Below are 16795 nucleotides of genomic sequence, written 5' to 3'. Positions count from 1 at the left end.
AAGCTACCCCCATCAGGCGTCGTCGCCACCAGGCTCGGTGCCACCGAAGCGACGCTCTCGATTGGCAAAGGCATGTAGCGCACCTTCAAAGTCTTGTTCGTCAAAATCGGGCCAAAGAACATCTGTAAAGTAAAGTTCGGCATAGGCAATTTGCCAAAGCAAAAAGTTACTAATGCGATGTTCTCCCCCTGTCCTAATTACTAAATCCACGGGAGAAAGTTCACTCATGCAGATTTGCTTGCTCAGCGCCTCTTCATCAATCTGGTCCGGCCGTAACAGCCCTTCCTGAACTTGTTCAGCCAAATGCTGAACGCCCTGGATAATATCCCACCGTCCACCGTAATTCGCCGCGATATTCAGCGTCAGGCCGGTGTTTTGTCCGGTTAGCGCTTCCGCTTTACGAATGCGTTCTTGCAGACGTGCATTAAAACGACTGGTATCACCAATGACGCGCAGGCGAACGTTGTGGCGGTGCAGGCTTTTTACTTCGCTGTCTAGCGCCCACACAAACAATTCCATCAACGCGCTTACTTCCTGCGCCGGTCGATTCCAGTTTTCACTGCTGAAAGCATAGAGCGTTAACGCATCAATGCCGTTATTGGCGGCAAAAGAAACGGCACGGCGCACAGATTTCGCCCCAGCTTTATGCCCAAAGGCTCGGATCTTCCCTTGTCTTTTCGCCCAGCGGCCATTGCCATCCATGATGATTGCTACATGGCGACAGCCATGTGCTGGCAAGTTTTCGCTCATTGGTTGATTCGCAGACAACATAACGCGTTTTTAGTCCCTGAAAGGATTTAACGGTACTCAGGAATACTGAAGCCTTTACGTAAAAAAGCCGTGTTCAACCACGGCTGCCCCAATCACGATAAGCCAAATACGTGCGATTGGGTGGCGCAGACTATATCACTGAAGCCCAACGCTAACAAATAGCATGACCACTAGTGGCTGGTTTATCACCAGCTTGCGAGGTGGGTCACCGCTTTTTGCGCCACTCCCCTTGCTTGCGCATCTACGGCCAGCACATCATCGACACTTTGCGGTTCGCGTAAATCCATCGTTTCAAGCACCCGCTGATTTAATTCGGCAATATCCGTGAAGCGGATCTGTTGCGCTAAAAACGCGGCCACCGCGATTTCATTGGCGGCATTAAGCGCCGTCGTTACGGCCTGGCCTTGATCAAAAGCCTCCATTGCCAGTTTAAGGCAAGGGTAGCGTTGGTAATCAGGCGCATTAAACGTTAACGAACTTAATTTGCAAAAATCGAGCGGCTTCACACCAGAGACTACGCGATTTGGCCACGCCATCGTATGCGCGATAGGCGTACGCATATCCGGTTCGCCTAATTGCGCTAACACGCTGCCGTCCAGATAACGCACCATCGAGTGGATCACCGATTGCGGATGAATCAATACCTCCATCTGCTTTGCAGAGGCATTAAACAACCATCGGGCTTCAATGTATTCCAGACCTTTATTCATCATGGTGGCGGAATCGACGGAAATTTTACGTCCCATCGACCAGTTCGGATGACGGCAAGCCTGATCGGGCGTCATTGCGCTCAGATCGGACAAAGGCGTGTCGCGAAAAGGGCCACCAGACCCGGTAAGCAATATGGAGGAGACCCCATTTTGCTCCAGATCAGCGTACCCCAGGTTCTGTTGAAAAGGTTGCGGTAAACTCTGAAAAATCGCGTTATGTTCGCTATCCACCGGCAACAAGCTGGCGCCGTTCTGTTTCACCGCCTCCATAAACAATCGCCCACAGGTGACTAACGACTCTTTATTCGCCAGTAAAACCGTTTTACCGGCGTCAATTGCCGCAAGCGTAGGCAACAAGCCCGCCGCGCCCACAATCGCCGCCATAACCTGATCGACGTCATCCAGCGCTGCCATTTCGCACGCCGCCTGCTGGCCACTTAACACCTCAGTGCGGCTCCCCTGCTCTGACAGCAGCCGTTTCACTTGACGTGCGCTCTCGTCATCATCCATCACCGCATAGCGGGGTGTGAATTCCAGACACTGTTCGACCATGCGCGAGACATTCTTCCCCGCCACCAGCGCAGTAACGCGGTAGTGTTCAGGATTATGGCGAACGACGTCGAGGGTGCTGCAACCAATGGAGCCGGTTGAGCCGAGAAGAGTTAATTGCTTCATGAGATGTCCGGAAATAGTGAAACCAGCAAAGCAAAACGCCGTCAGCAAAGCCATAAAGGCCTTCTGGACGGCGTTTTATCAGATTACGTCAGAAATCAGAACTGCATCAGTTCCGCTTCTTTGTCTGCCAGCGCCGCATCGACTTTTTTGATAGCAGCGTCAGTCAGCTTCTGAACATCGTCCTGAGAACGACGATCATCATCTTCACTGATCTCTTTTTCTTTCAGCAGGGCTTTCACTTTGTCGTTCGCATCACGACGTACGTTACGTACGGCGACACGCGCGCCTTCAGCTTCACCACGAACAACTTTGATCAGCTCTTTACGACGCTCTTCCGTCAGCGGAGGCAGCGGAACGCGGATATCAGTACCCGCAGAGCTTGGGTTCAGACCCAGGTCGGAGGCCATGATCGCTTTCTCAACGGCTGGACCCATAGAACGATCGAAGACGTTGATTTTCAGCGTACGGGTATCTTCTACCGTGACGCTCGCCAGCTGGCGCAGCGGAGTTGGCGTACCGTAGTATTCAACAACAATGCCATCCAGCAGGCTTGGGGAAGCACGACCGGTGCGCACTTTGCTGATTTGGTTTTTGAACGCTTCTACGCATTTGTCCATGCGCACTTCAGCATCTTTTCTGATATCGCTAATCACGTTACGGATCCTTGAAAACTTGTCTCAGGCAGACTATCCGCCAGCACGGCCTCACAGGCTGTGCTAAGTATAGTCGCGTTTAAATCATGACAGCGCCAAAGGCGCGTCCAGGTGAGAATTCACTACAAAGTAAAGCGGAATCTTACCTGTATTTGTCGCCGACGGAAATTATTCCGTGATCAAAGTGCCTTCTTTTTCGCCCATCACGACGCGACGCAGCGCGCCAGGCTTGTTCATGTTGAAGACACGAATCGGCAGTTTGTGGTCACGAGCCAGCGTGAAGGCGGCAAGATCCATTACTTTCAGCTCTTTATCCAGCACTTCGCTGTAAGTCAGCTGATCGTACATGGTGGCTGAAGGATCTTTTGCCGGATCGGCAGTAAACACGCCATCCACTTTGGTGGCTTTCAGCACCACATCGGCTTCGATTTCGATACCGCGCAGGCAGGCGGCGGAATCGGTAGTAAAGAACGGATTACCGGTACCGGCGGAGAGGATCACCACACGGTTGTTACGCAGCAGGCTAATTGCTTCTGCCCAGCTGTAATTGTCGCACACGCCATTCAGCGGAATCGCAGACATCAGGCGCGCGTTCACATAGGCACGGTGCAGAGCGTCACGCATGGCCAGACCATTCATCACGGTAGCCAGCATTCCCATATGGTCGCCCACAACGCGGTTCATCCCCGCTTTCGCCAGACCAGCACCACGGAAAAGGTTACCACCGCCAATGACCACGCCAACCTGGATACCCAGTTCGACCAGTTCTTTGATTTCCTGTGCCATGCGGTCAAGGATGCTTGCGTCAATACCGAAGCCTTCTGATCCCTGCAGCGCTTCGCCACTCAGCTTAAGCAGAATGCGTTTGTACACGGGTTTTGCATTGGTAGCCATGTTTCTTTCCTGAGACTGTCAACGATTAAGATGGGGGTTAATTCTGGCGACATGTTAAGCCGCAAACCAGAACAGCGATACTAGAGCCAGTCTGATTTTATATGACGGGTGACAAAAAGAAGCCGCCCTCAGGCGGCTTCTTTTCGCTGATTAAGACTGCTTGGACATTGCAGCAACTTCTGCTGCGAAGTCAGTCTCAACTTTCTCAATGCCTTCGCCCACTTCGAAGCGGATGAAGCCAGTTACGTCAGCGTTGTGCTCTTTCAGCAGCTGAGCAACAGACTTGCTTGGGTCCATTACGAAAGGCTGACCAGTCAGAGAAACTTCGCCGGTGAATTTCTTCATGCGGCCTTCAACCATTTTCTCTGCGATCTCTTTTGGCTTACCAGACTGCATCGCGATGTCCAGCTGAACCTGGTACTCTTTCTCTACCACTTCAGCAGACACGTCTTCTGGCTTAACGAATTCTGGTTTGCTTGCAGCGATGTGCATTGCCAGCTGTTTAACCAGCTCTTCGTCAGCGCCTGTAGCCGCAACCAGAACACCGATACGTGCGCCGTGCTGGTAAGAACCCAGTACTTCGCCTTCCAGAGAAGAAACGCGACGGATGTTGATGTTCTCACCGATTTTAGCAACCAGCGCAACACGCTCTTCTTCGAACTGAGCTTTCAGCACTTCAACGTCAGTGATTTTGCCAGCAACAGCTGCGTCCAGTACTTTGTTCGCAAATGCCTGGAAACCGCCATCTTTAGCAACGAAGTCAGTCTGGCAGTTAACTTCCAGAATGATGCCGTAGGTGCCGTCGATTTTGGTGATGATCACGCCGTCAGCAGCAACGTTGCCTGCTTTTTTAGCTGCTTTGATCGCACCGGATTTACGCATGTTTTCGATTGCCAGCTCGATGTCGCCGTTCGCTTCAGTCAGCGCTTTTTTGCAATCCATCATGCCTGCGCCAGTACGCTCACGCAGCTCTTTTACCAGGGATGCGGTAATTTCAGCCATTCTTAAATCCTCGGGAGATGTGAACTGCCCGGCCGGAGGCCAAACAGTATAAATTGAAAAAAGGGGCCGGTAATGGGCCCCTATTCATACACGGTACTAATAAGGGGTAAAACCTTATTATTCAGCTTCTACGAAGCTTTCTTCCGCCTGAGAAGCCAGATCCTGGGAACGGCCTTCACGAACGGTAGTAGCTACAGCGCTCAGGTACAGGCTAACAGCACGGATTGCGTCGTCGTTACCCGGGATAACGAAGTCAACACCGTCCGGATCGGAGTTGGTATCAACGATAGCGAATACCGGGATACCCAGGTTGTTAGCTTCTTTGATTGCGATGTGCTCGTGGTCTGCATCGATTACGAACAGCGCGTCTGGCAGGCCGCCCATATCTTTGATACCGCCCAGGCTGTTTTCCAGCTTGTCCAGTTCACGAGTGCGCATCAGCGCTTCTTTCTTAGTCAGCTTGTCGAAAGTACCGTCCTGAGACTGAGTTTCCAGATCTTTCAGGCGTTTGATTGACTGACGAACGGTTTTCCAGTTGGTCAGCATGCCGCCCAACCAGCGATGGTTCACGAAGAACTGGTCGCAGCTGTTAGCAGCATCTTTCACAGCTTCGCTTGCAGCGCGCTTAGTACCAACGAACAGAATCTTACCTTTACGGGAAGCAATCTTGTTCAGCTCAGCCAGGGCTTCGTTGAACATTGGTACAGTTTTCTCAAGGTTGATGATGTGAACTTTGTTACGTGCGCCGAAGATGAAAGGCTTCATTTTCGGGTTCCAGTAACGGGTCTGGTGACCGAAGTGAACACCAGCCTTGAGCATGTCGCGCATGGAAACAGTTGCCATGTTTAAAACCTCTATATTAAAAGTTGGGGTTATGCCTCCACGTATCCCATATTACCGACCCCAAAGGGCACCCCGGAATATGTGCCGATACGTGTGTGTTATTACACAAAGTGAGATTTGTCGCTTCCGTCCACCCTGTGTATCTGAGATGGATCGGAAGTCCGGCGCGCTTTATACCACAAAACGCCACCAGAAACCAACTGTTGTTGGCCGTGCGTGCTGCTTCTGATTCTCAATTTGGCAGGCAGTACGCCTGACTGATACCATTGACAGCACTCAGACTAGTATTGTCGAAAAAATCGACACCGATGGACAGATTACATGGCTATCTCTATTAAGACACCTGAAGAAATTGAAAAGATGCGCGTTGCCGGTCGTCTGGCCGCCGAAGTGCTGGAAATGATCGAGCCGTTCGTCAAACCGGGCGTGAGCACCGGCGAACTGGACCGTATCTGTAATGATTATATCGTGAACGAGCAGCACGCGGTCTCCGCCTGCCTCGGCTATCACGGTTTCCCGAAATCCGTCTGCATCTCTATTAATGAAGTGGTGTGTCACGGTATTCCGGACGACGAAAAACTGCTGAAAGATGGCGACATCGTCAATATCGATGTGACCGTGATTAAAGACGAGTACCACGGTGACACCTCAAAAATGTTCATCGTCGGTAAGCCGACGATTCAGGGCGAACGCCTGTGCCGTATTACCCAGGAGAGCCTCTACCTGGCGCTGAAAATGGTGAAGCCTGGTATTCGCCTGCGCACTATCGGTGCGGCCATTCAGAAATTCGTTGAAGCGGAAGGTTTCTCTGTGGTTCGCGAGTATTGCGGTCACGGTATTGGCCGCGTCTTCCACGAAGAGCCGCAGGTGCTGCATTACGATGCTGACGACGGCGGCGTGGTGCTGCAAAAAGGGATGACGTTTACCATTGAGCCGATGGTTAACGCCGGTGACTACCGTATCCGCACCATGAAAGATGGCTGGACGGTGAAAACCAAAGACAGAAGCTTGTCTGCGCAGTACGAGCATACTATTGTGGTGACAGATAACGGCTGCGAAATAATGACGTTACGCAAGGATGACACCATCCCGGCGATACTCTCGCACAACGAATGATAAGAAGCCGGCAAATGCCGGCTTTTTTAATGGCTATCATATTTTCTTATGGGTGGCGCGCTATGAGTAACCTTTTACCCGAACAGTATGCCAACACGGCACTCCCCACCCTGCCCGGCCAGCCGGATAACCCCGGCGTCTGGCCGAAGACAGATCTCACCTGTGCCGACATTAAAGCGCATATCGACACATTCCAGCACTGGCTGGGTGAAGCGTTCGACAGCGGGATCTCTGCCGAATCACTCATCGAAGCGCGCACTGAATTTATTGATCAGCTGTTACAGCGCCTGTGGATTGATTATGGCTTTGGCCAAATCAGCGATGTGGCGCTGGTCGCGGTGGGCGGTTACGGCCGCGGCGAATTGCACCCCCTGTCGGATATCGACCTGTTAATCCTGAGCCGTAAAAAGCTGCCCGACGATCAGGCGCAAAAAATTGGTGAGCTGTTGACGCTTCTGTGGGACGTGAAGCTGGAAGTGGGCCACAGCGTGCGCACCCTGGAAGAGTGTCTGCTCGAGGGCTTAGCGGATCTTACCGTCGCTACCAACCTGATTGAGACGCGCCTCCTGATCGGCGACGTCGCGCTATTTCTGGAGCTGCAAAAACACATTTTCAGCGACGGATTCTGGCCTTCAGAAAAATTCTTTGCCGCCAAGGTCGACGAACAGCAGGTGCGTCACCAGCGTTATCACGGTACCAGTTATAACCTGGAGCCGGATATCAAAAGCAGCCCCGGCGGCCTGCGCGATATCCACACCCTGCAATGGGTCGCTCGTCGCCATTTCGGGGCGACCTCGCTCGATGAGATGGTCGGCTTTGGTTTTTTAACTCCCGCCGAACGTATTGAGCTGAATGAGTGTCTGCACCTGCTTTGGCGTATCCGCTTCGCGCTGCATCTGGAAATCACACGCTACGATAACCGCCTGTTGTTCGACAGGCAGCTTAGCGTCGCCCAGCGCCTGAACTATAGCGGCGAAGGGAACGAGCCGGTAGAACAGATGATGAAAGACTTCTACCGCGTCACCCGTCGCGTCACCGAGCTGAATCAAATGCTGCTCCAGCTGTTTGATGAAGCCATTCTGGCGCTCACCGCCGATGAAAAACCGCGCCCCATTGACGACGATTTCCAGCTGCGCGGCACGCTTATCGACCTGCGCGACGAAACGCTTTTTATCCGTGAGCCAGAAGCGATCCTGCGGATGTTTTATACCATGGTGCGTAACAGCACGATTACCGGGATCTACTCTACGACTCTGCGCCATCTGCGCCACGCTCGCCGTCACCTTCGCCAGCCGCTGTGCTACATCCCGGAAGCCCGCTCACTGTTTCTTAGCATGCTTCGCCATCCGGGTGCCGTGAAACGCGGGCTACTGCCCATGCACCGCCACAGCGTGCTCTGGGCCTATATGCCCCAGTGGTCACATATTGTCGGACAGATGCAGTTCGATCTTTTCCATGCCTACACCGTGGATGAACACACCATTCGCGTATTGCTGAAGCTGGAAAGCTTCGCCCGGGAAGAGACCCGGAGCCAGCATCCGCTCTGCGTAGAGCTCTGGCCGCGCCTGAACCATCCGGAACTGATCCTTATTGCCGCCCTGTTCCATGATATTGCCAAAGGCCGGGGCGGAGACCACTCCGTGCTGGGTGCGCAGGACATACTGAAATTCGCCGAGCTTCACGGACTGAATTCACGCGAAACGCAGCTGGTCGCCTGGCTGGTTCGTCATCACCTGTTGATGTCGGTCACCGCGCAACGGCGAGATATCCAGGATCCGGAGGTGATCAAGCAGTTTGCCGAAGAGGTACAGACTGAGAATCGTCTGCGCTTCCTGGTGTGCCTGACGGTAGCTGATATCTGCGCTACCAACGAATCCTTATGGAATAGCTGGAAGCAGAGTTTGCTCCGCGAGCTCTACTTTGCCACGGAGAAACAGCTACGACGCGGGATGCAGAATACGCCAGACATGCGTGAACGCGTGCGCCACCATCAGCTACAGGCGTTAGCATTATTGCGCATGGAGAGTATTAATGAAGAGGCGCTGCACCAGATCTGGGCGCGCTGTCGCGCTAATTACTTTGTGCGTCATACGCCAAATCAGCTGGCATGGCACGCGCGACATCTGTTGAAGCACGACCTCACCAAACCGCTCATTCTGCTTAGCCCACAGGCCACGCGCGGCGGAACGGAGATCTTTATCTGGAGCCCGGACAGGCCTTACCTGTTCGCTGCGGTCTGTGCCGAGCTGGACAGACGTAATTTGAGCGTGCACGACGCACAGATTTTTACCACCCGCGACGGTATGGCGATGGACACCTTTATCGTGCTGGAGCCGGACGGCAGCCCGCTGGCGTCAGACAGACACGAGCCGATCCGCTTCGGACTGGAACAGGCGATCACCCAGAGCAGTTGGCAGCCGCCGCAGCCGCGTCGCCAGCCGGCAAAACTGCGTCACTTTACCGTGGACACCGAGGTTAATTTCCTGCCAACCCATACCGATCGCAAATCCTTTATGGAGCTCATTGCGCTGGATCAGCCAGGGCTGTTGGCACGGGTCGGGCAGATCTTTGCCGACCTCGGTATTTCGCTCCACGGTGCCAGAATTACGACAATCGGTGAGCGAGTAGAAGATTTATTTATAATCGCCACCGCCGACCGGCGTGGCCTTAATAATGACCTGCAACTTGAAGTGCAACAACGGTTGACAGCAGCCCTCAATCCAAACGATAAAGGGTGACGTGTTTTTTAGTGAAATGGAAAGAGTAAACAATGCAGCAGTTACAGAACGTTATTGAGTCCGCCTTTGAGCGTCGCGCCGAGATCACTCCGGCAAATGTGGATACCGTAACCCGCGAAGCGGTTAACCAGGTGATTTCTTTGCTGGATTCCGGCGCGCTGCGTGTGGCAGAAAAAATCGACGGTCAGTGGGTCACTCACCAGTGGCTGAAGAAAGCCGTGCTGCTCTCTTTCCGTATCAACGACAACCAGGTTATTGATGGCGCAGAAAGCCGCTACTTCGATAAAGTCCCGATGAAATTCGCCGATTACGACGAAGCGCGCTTCCAGAAAGAAGGTTTCCGCGTGGTACCGCCAGCCGCTGTTCGCCAGGGCGCCTTTATCGCACGTAACACCGTACTGATGCCGTCCTATGTGAACATCGGTGCGTACGTTGACGAAGGCACCATGGTAGATACCTGGGCGACCGTGGGCTCTTGCGCCCAGATCGGTAAAAACGTTCACCTTTCTGGTGGCGTAGGCATCGGTGGCGTTCTGGAGCCGCTGCAGGCTAACCCAACCATCATCGAAGATAACTGCTTCATCGGCGCACGCTCCGAAGTGGTTGAAGGCGTGATCGTTGAAGAAGGCTCGGTGATCTCCATGGGCGTTTACATCGGCCAGAGCACCCGTATTTACGATCGTGAAACCGGCGAAGTGCACTACGGCCGTGTGCCAGCGGGCTCCGTAGTGGTTTCCGGCAACCTGCCTTCGAAAGATGGCAAATACAGCCTGTACTGCGCGGTGATCGTGAAGAAAGTCGATGCGAAAACCCGTGGCAAAGTCGGCATCAACGAACTGCTGCGTACCATCGATTAATCAGGTATAACAAAAAGCGGGGGCTACCCCGCTTTTTTTGTATCTGCTGGTGGCGAGAATAGATTTTTTCGTTAATTATTCATAGGTTATGTTGAGATCAAGGGTACCGCTATGTACGATAATCTAAAAAGTCTGGGCATTACCAATCCTGATGAAATTGATCGTTACAGCCTCCGGCAGGAAGCCAACAACGATATCCTGAAAATCTATTTCCACAAGGATAAGGGCGAGTTCTTCGCCAAGAGCGTGAAGTTCAAATACCCACGTCAACGTAAAACCGTTGTGGCGGATGGCGTTGGTCAGGGTTACAAAGAAGTGCAGGAGATCAGCCCGAATCTGCGCTATGTGATCGATGAACTCGATCAGATTTGCCAGCGCGATCGCACCGAAGTCGATCTCAAGCGTAAAATCCTCGACGATCTTCGCCACCTGGAGAGCGTGGTCACCAACAAGATCAGTGAAATCGAAGCGGATCTTGAGAAGCTGACCCGTAATAAATAATACCGGGTGCGGTCAAACCTTTAAAACGGCAACCTGGTTGCCGTTTTGCTTTGCGTTATCTCTGCTCATCCAGCTGCAATGCCACATACAGCAACAGTCTGTCGTCAAAATTCCCCAGGTCCAGCCCCGTCAGCTCCGAGATACGGTTAAGACGATACTCCAGCGTATTACGGTGAATAAACAACGCCCGGGAAGTCGCCAGCGGTTGCACGTTGTGACGGAACCATGCCTGTAACGTACGGCGCAAAAGCCCATTGTTGTCCATCGCCTTCAGACGCGTCAGCGGGCGGGCCAGTTCATTCGCCTGCCAGCCCCCGCGCAGACTGTCGAGCAGTACCGGTAGCATCAAATCCTGATAGAAATAGCTGCGGCTCTCGGGCATCCGCTGTTTCCCAACCATCATGGTAGTCCGTGCAGTGCGCCAGGAGCGGGCAATGCTGCCCGGGCCGGTGAAGTAGTTTCCCAGCGCCACGCGAAAACGCAGTTGACCGTTCTCTTTCATACGGGCAATAAGCTGCTCAACCCGACGACGATGATCTTCGGCATCCCAGCGTCCAAACTGATTGAGCGCCGGTTTTAACACCACCATCTCCGTTAACGAAACAATCGCGACGAGGTTGTTGCGCTCTGGCGTCGCCAGCGCATTTTGCAGTTGCTGCAGTTCAACCATGGCACTGTCTACGCCCAGCTGACCGCTGTCGACCTCAATCACCGCGACCACGCGCGGTTGATTCAGATCGATACCCAGACGCTGCGCCCATTCGGTTAGCGCCGGGGTGTGTTCTTCAGCCTGAATCAGGTTCATCACCAGTTCTTCACGCAGACGACTATCCTGAGCCAGCAGGTGCATCAGGCGGGATTGTTCCAGCATCATCTCGGCGGTCATGCACACCAGCTCGCCATACTTGCGCAATGACTCTGGCTCGCCGGTCAGCCCGATAACGCCAACAATTTCGCCTTCGAGACGCAGCGGCAGGTTAATACCCTGTCGCACGCCGTGCAGATGGCGGGTCACCGCATCGTCGATGTCCACCACGCGCCCCTGAGAAAGCACCAGCAGTGCGCCTTCGTGCAATTCCCCAATACGCTCACGATCGCCGCTGCCTATGATCCGCCCACGGGCATCCATAACGTTGATGTTCGTATCAATAATGCGCATCGTTCGTGCCACGATATCCTGCGCCATTTTGGTATCAAGATGCCAGCCAGCCATGTCGTCCTCCTCTGAGCAGAGCTCAAGCATAGGGAAGTTCAGCAGAGGCTGCATTGTGCGAATGCACAAAAAGGGGGGAAGATGTATGGACTTGTGGAAAGGGTCACAGAAAGAAGAAAAGCCCCTGCATCACCGGACGCAGGGGCTTTGGAGATTACTGCATTAACAAATAGAGAGAGGTGTCGCCACGCTGGATATTCAGCGCCAGCACCGAAGGCTTGCTGTCGAGAATTTTGCGCAACTCAGCGATGTTTTTCACCGGCTGCTGGTTAGCGCCCATAATCACGTCACCTTTCTTCAGGCCAATGCGCGCAGCCGGAGAGTTGGCTTTCACGTTACTCACCACCACGCCTTTATCTTGCCCTTTATTGCTCATCTCAGCGCCTTCGATGCCGCTGAAGATAGAGCTGGAATCGACCTGGCTCTGGCTACTCTGCTGCAGTTCCAGTGTCACGTTGACTGGCTTACCTTCACGCAGCAGGCCCAGCGAGACTTTGCTGCCAACTGGCATAGAGCCCACTTCCGCACGCAGCGCGGCAAAGCTGCTTACTGGCTTGCCGTTCAGGGTGGTAATAACGTCACCCGCTTTAATACCGGCTTTCGCAGCGGAAGAGTTCGGCATCACCTGGCTGACAAAGGCACCGCGCTGAGCATCGACTTTCATCGCTTTCGCCAGTTCCGAGTTCAGCTCAGTCCCCATAATCCCCAGTTCGCCGCGTTTCACCTGGCCAAACTCAACCATCTGACTGGTCAGGTTTTTAACCATGTTGCTCGGAATAGCAAAGCCGATACCGATATTGCCGCCGTCCGGGGCCAGAATCGCGGTGTTGATACCGATCAGTTCACCATTCAGATTGACCAGCGCACCGCCGGAGTTACCGCGGTTAATCGCCGCATCGGTCTGGATGAAGTTTTCATAGTTTTCTGCATTGAGGCCGCTACGACCCAGCGCGGAGACAATACCGGAGGTGACTGTCTCGCCAAGGCCGAACGGGTTACCGATGGCTACCGTATAGTCACCCACCCGCAGAGCATCGGAATCGGCAAGCTTAATCGCGGTCAGGTTTTTCGGATCCTGAATCTGGATCAGGGCGATATCGGAGCGCGGATCTTTACCCACCACTTTGGCGTCAAACTTACGGCCATCGCTCATCTGCACTTTAATGCTGTTGGCGTTATCCACCACGTGGTTGTTCGTCACGACGTAGCCTTTAGCCGCATCGATGATGACACCGGAACCCAGTGCCATGAATTTTTGCTGCGGCGCTGCGCCGTCACCGCCGCCCTGACCGCCCTGGCAGAATGGCGAACTCTGGAACGGCGAACCGTCCTGACAGAACGGCGAGTTGTCGCCGAAGAATTGCTGGAAGTTACGCGGCATACGCGGGGTGTTTACCGCGGTGCTGCCTTCAACATTAATGCTCACCACCGATGGCATCACCTTTTCCAGCATCGGTGCCAGGCTTGGCATCTGCTGGGCGGTGGTTGCCGAAGCGGTCTCTGCAGCTGATGCAGAAAGTGGAGACAACGCCAATCCTAAACTCAACGCTAATGCACTCATTGCTAATGTGGTTTTTTTCATCTTTCTCAATCTCGATTTGCCAGTAACGCACAATTGCTGTGTACATGAGATTCGTTTTATAGCGCGAAGTTCCAGTATTACGATCTCAGGAAAAGTAAAAATTTATTGTCCATCTTTACAAAACTCACGCTTTATTCAACCGCCATTAAACGGCGGTATTCATCCCAGGCATATAGGTCTGTCATGCCGCTGATATAATCCTGAATCAGGCGACAACGATAATAGTATTCATATACTGGCCAGTCTAACGCCTGTCGATCATATTTCCCGACGGCCTCAATGTAGGCCAGCCGATGGCGGGTGGAGAGTTTCTGAAATAAACGTGATTCAATAGGTAAACGTCGCACCCGCTCTTTTTCTACCAGCTCGCTAAACTCATCGGTCGATAATTGCAATAAGGGACGATAGATCTCCAGCAAACCGCTAATAACGCGGTATCCCTGTAATTCGAGCTGTTCAACATCCGGGTGACTAAATACATGGCGAAGTGCAACATTTTTATACAAATCAAGCAATTGACTAAAATCACTGCCATCTTCAAGCAGAGCCTGATTAAAGTCGCCGCGATAAATCATCGGCAAATTATCAATAAAGCGGTTTGCCGCATAGGGCACCAGCTTATTAAGCGTATTGACGCGCAAATACATAAAGAACTGATCTTCAGCGCTGCGCCGCAGGGAATTCGCGCGCGATTTCTCCCAGGCATTTTCTACAACCTGAGAAAATAGCGATCCTTTTTCATGCGTCCCCCAGGCGTCATAAAGATGCTGATAAAGCTCCTCTACGCTGAAGATTCTTTTTTCAACCGCATCCTCCAGGTCGGCCACGCAGTAGGAGATATCGTCCGCAGCCTCCATAATCCAGGTCAATGGAAAACGGCCATGAGGCGTCAGCGACAACTCTTTACGCAACCGTTCGATATAGGCCTCTTCCGAGAGGTAATAGCCAGGCTTTTTCATCAAATAATGATGGCTGGCAGGAGGTTCCCCTTGCCACCAGGCTGGACGCGTATATTTTAAAATACAGCCCACCTGGGCCCAGGTGAGGTTCATGCGCATCAGAGAGTGCACCAGGCGTATCCCCTGCGCGTTACCCTCAAAATGACAGAGATCCTGGCGAACCTTGCGCCGCAGTTCATTCAGCGCCTCTTCGCCCTCCCGCAGGCGCAGGTCGCGCACAATACAGCGATCCTCGCTCAGCGGTTGGCTGGCGGCATCCGACGGGAACAAACGCTGGCGGAACCAGTCGTTGATAGCGGCCTCACCAAAATGGCCAAACGGCGGGTTACCGATATCGTGCATCAGACAGGCCATCTCAACGATGCTTTCGAACGGCCCCGTCAGTTCATCCAGACCGTAGGCCTCCAGCAGACGCTGCTCTTTGAGGCGGCTTAACACCTCTTTCGCGATGTAGCGGCCAACCTGCTGGACCTCCATCGAATGGGTGAGACGCGTACGCACGGCAGCGTTACGTTCGAGGGGAAAAACCTGCGTTTTTTGTTGCAGTCGGCGGATTGCCGCTGAGTTGATAATGCGCCCGCGATCGCTTTCGAAGATCCGCAGGATCTCATGTTCGCTTTTATGACCTTGCGGCGAGCGGTAACGCCGATGCCAGTTAATTTTGTTGCGAAAATCGATATGTGACATGTGCTCTCCCGCGCGGAAAATGCGTTTCCCCTGAAGCGCATGATAGACTATGCCTCTAATCATGGCACATCGCGAGTAAATCTATGAAAATCGGTATTATTGGAGCAATGGAAGAAGAAGTTACGCTGCTGCGTGACAAAATTAAGAACCGTCAGACCCTCACCCTGGGCGGCTGCGAGATCTATACCGGCCTGCTGAACGGAACTGAAGTTGCTCTGCTGAAATCCGGTATTGGTAAAGTGGCGGCCGCGCTGGGCACAACGCTGCTGTTAGAGTGCTGCAAGCCGGACGTGATTATCAATACTGGCTCCGCTGGCGGCCTGGCGCCGACTCTGAAAGTGGGCGATATCGTCGTCTCTGATGAAGCGCGTTATCACGATGCCGACGTCACCGCCTTTGGTTACGAGCTGGGTCAACTCCCTGGCTGCCCGGCAGGCTTCAAGGCCGATGAGAAGCTGGTTACCGCAGCAGAAAACTGCATCGCTGAGCTGAACCTGAACGCGGTACGTGGCCTGATTGTCAGCGGCGATGCCTTCATCAACGGTTCCGTCTCCCTGGCGAAGATCCGCCATAATTTCCCACAGGCGATTGCCGTGGAGATGGAAGCGACCGCTATTGCCCATGTTTGTCATAACTTTAAGGTGCCGTTTGTGGTGGTTCGCGCCATCTCCGACGTGGCCGATCAGCAATCTCACCTGAGTTTCGATGAGTTCCTCGTCGTGGCGGCTAAGCAGTCCAGCCTGATGGTTGAGACCCTGGTGCAGAAACTGGCGCGTGGTTAAGTCGCTATACAGGGCGCTCTTCGCCCTGCTTCTGCTCACACCGGCGTGGCTGAATGCTGCGCCGCGTGTTATTACCCTCTCCCCTGCCAATACCGAGCTGGCCTTTGCCGCTGGCATCACGCCGGTTGGCGTGAGTAGCTATTCCGACTATCCGCCCGCCGCGAAAACTATCGAGCAGGTTGCTACCTGGCAGGGGATGAACGTCGAACGCATTGTGGCGCTAAAACCGGATCTGGTGCTGGCCTGGCGCGGAGGGAATGCCGAGAGGCAGATCAATCAACTCTCCTCCCTGGGCATTAAGGTCGTCTGGGTTGACGCCATCAATATCGAACAGGTCGCGCAAGCGATTCGCGATCTCGCCCCCTATAGTCCAACGCCGCAAAAAGCGGAACGCGCAGCCCAACAACTGCTGGATGACTATCAGGCGTTAAAAGCGAAATACAACACGCCATCGCGCAAACGCGTCTTCTTACAGTTCGGCAGCCAGCCCCTGTTTACCACGGGTGCCGGATCACTGCAGCACCAGGTTCTGGAGCTGTGTGGCGGGGAGAATATCTTCGCTGAAAGCCGGGTGCCCTGGCCGCAGGTGAGCCGCGAACAGGTGTTGATGCGCCATCCTCAGGCGATTGTCGTTGCCGGTGGGGCAGGCGAAATTCCCAAAATCGAGCAATACTGGCATAGCCAGCTAAAAATACCCGTGATTCCACTCACCAGCGACTGGTTTGAGCGTGCAGGCCCGCGTATTATCCTCGCCGCAAAACAACTCTGTTCTGCGCTGGCGCAGAGTCATTAATCACTTTCGGGGATTTAAC

Annotated in this window: 15 protein-coding genes; 6 read left to right on the top strand and 9 right to left on the bottom strand. The window is 53.6% G+C overall.

The genetic code is table 11. The annotated features are described in order from the left end of the window. Nucleotides 1–12: 12 nt before the first annotated feature. The 6 genes from ispU to rpsB all read right to left on the bottom strand — a co-directional run bounded on the left by ispU (nt 13) and on the right by rpsB (nt 5548). A complete protein-coding gene (ispU, locus tag JZ655_RS03700) occupies nt 13–771 on the bottom strand; it encodes a (2E,6E)-farnesyl-diphosphate-specific ditrans,polycis-undecaprenyl-diphosphate synthase (protein WP_040077092.1) in 759 nt (252 codons plus the stop codon). A 185-nt stretch (nt 772–956) separates the two neighbouring features. Continuing rightward, nucleotides 957–2156: a 1-deoxy-D-xylulose-5-phosphate reductoisomerase gene (gene ispC, locus JZ655_RS03695; RefSeq protein ID WP_207293028.1), complete on the bottom strand. Its 1200-nt coding sequence runs from the start codon at nt 2154–2156 to the stop codon at nt 957–959. A gap of 95 nt (nt 2157–2251) precedes the next feature. Further along, nucleotides 2252–2809: a ribosome recycling factor gene (gene frr, locus JZ655_RS03690; protein WP_040077093.1), complete on the bottom strand. Its 558-nt coding sequence runs from the start codon at nt 2807–2809 to the stop codon at nt 2252–2254. A gap of 168 nt (nt 2810–2977) precedes the next feature. Then, nucleotides 2978–3703, bottom strand: coding sequence for a UMP kinase (gene pyrH / locus JZ655_RS03685; protein ID WP_004098747.1), 726 nt, complete (start codon nt 3701–3703; stop codon nt 2978–2980). A 150-nt stretch (nt 3704–3853) separates the two neighbouring features. Continuing rightward, complete coding sequence (tsf, locus tag JZ655_RS03680; RefSeq protein ID WP_040077095.1) at nt 3854–4705, bottom strand: translation elongation factor Ts; 852 nt, start codon at nt 4703–4705, stop codon at nt 3854–3856. Between the two features lie 117 nt (nt 4706–4822). After that, nucleotides 4823–5548: a 30S ribosomal protein S2 gene (gene rpsB, locus JZ655_RS03675; protein WP_040077096.1), complete on the bottom strand. Its 726-nt coding sequence runs from the start codon at nt 5546–5548 to the stop codon at nt 4823–4825. A gap of 321 nt (nt 5549–5869) precedes the next feature. Here rpsB and map point away from each other — a divergent pair, with 321 nt between their 5' ends. The 4 genes from map (at nt 5870) to JZ655_RS03655 (ending at nt 10760) form a co-directional block, all read left to right on the top strand. Beyond that, nucleotides 5870–6664 carry a type I methionyl aminopeptidase gene (gene map / locus JZ655_RS03670; protein ID WP_040077097.1) on the top strand — a complete coding sequence of 265 codons (795 nt, stop codon included), beginning with the start codon at nt 5870–5872 and terminating at the stop codon, nt 6662–6664. Nucleotides 6665–6726: 62 nt separating this feature from the next. Further along, nucleotides 6727–9402 (top strand): bifunctional uridylyltransferase/uridylyl-removing protein GlnD, encoded by a 2676-nt coding sequence (gene glnD / locus JZ655_RS03665; RefSeq protein ID WP_207293027.1) that lies wholly within the window; start codon nt 6727–6729, stop codon nt 9400–9402. Nucleotides 9403–9434: 32 nt separating this feature from the next. Then, on the top strand, nt 9435–10259 hold the full coding sequence (dapD, locus tag JZ655_RS03660; protein WP_008501915.1) for a 2,3,4,5-tetrahydropyridine-2,6-dicarboxylate N-succinyltransferase: 825 nt from the start codon (nt 9435–9437) through the stop codon (nt 10257–10259). Between the two features lie 111 nt (nt 10260–10370). Continuing rightward, complete coding sequence (locus JZ655_RS03655) at nt 10371–10760, top strand: DUF3461 family protein (protein WP_008501916.1); 390 nt, start codon at nt 10371–10373, stop codon at nt 10758–10760. 55 nt (nt 10761–10815) lie between these two features. Here JZ655_RS03655 and cdaR read toward each other — a convergent pair whose 3' ends face one another. The 3 genes from cdaR to dgt form a co-directional block, all read right to left on the bottom strand. Continuing rightward, the gene (gene cdaR / locus JZ655_RS03650) at nt 10816–11973 is read right to left on the bottom strand and encodes a CdaR family transcriptional regulator (RefSeq protein ID WP_207293026.1); all 1158 of its coding nucleotides are present in this window, start codon (nt 11971–11973) and stop codon (nt 10816–10818) included. Between the two features lie 154 nt (nt 11974–12127). Next, nucleotides 12128–13555: a serine endoprotease DegP gene (degP, locus tag JZ655_RS03645; protein ID WP_040077099.1), complete on the bottom strand. Its 1428-nt coding sequence runs from the start codon at nt 13553–13555 to the stop codon at nt 12128–12130. Between the two features lie 131 nt (nt 13556–13686). Beyond that, on the bottom strand, nt 13687–15201 hold the full coding sequence (dgt, locus tag JZ655_RS03640; RefSeq protein ID WP_046884953.1) for a dGTPase: 1515 nt from the start codon (nt 15199–15201) through the stop codon (nt 13687–13689). Between the two features lie 83 nt (nt 15202–15284). Here dgt and mtnN point away from each other — a divergent pair, with 83 nt between their 5' ends. Further along, a complete protein-coding gene (gene mtnN / locus JZ655_RS03635; protein ID WP_207293025.1) occupies nt 15285–15983 on the top strand; it encodes a 5'-methylthioadenosine/S-adenosylhomocysteine nucleosidase in 699 nt (232 codons plus the stop codon). Beyond that, entirely contained in the window at nt 15976–16776 is an 801-nt protein-coding gene (gene btuF / locus JZ655_RS03630) for a vitamin B12 ABC transporter substrate-binding protein BtuF (protein ID WP_207293024.1), read from the top strand. The genes mtnN and btuF overlap by 8 nt, the downstream gene beginning before the upstream one ends. The last annotated feature ends 19 nt before the right edge of the window (nt 16777–16795 follow it).

The sequence above is a fragment of the Leclercia pneumoniae genome (assembly GCF_017348915.1).
GTDB lineage: Bacteria > Pseudomonadota > Gammaproteobacteria > Enterobacterales > Enterobacteriaceae > Enterobacter > Enterobacter pneumoniae.
Note: the sequence above shows the minus strand (reverse complement) of the source record. Positions and strands in the feature narration are given on the sequence as shown.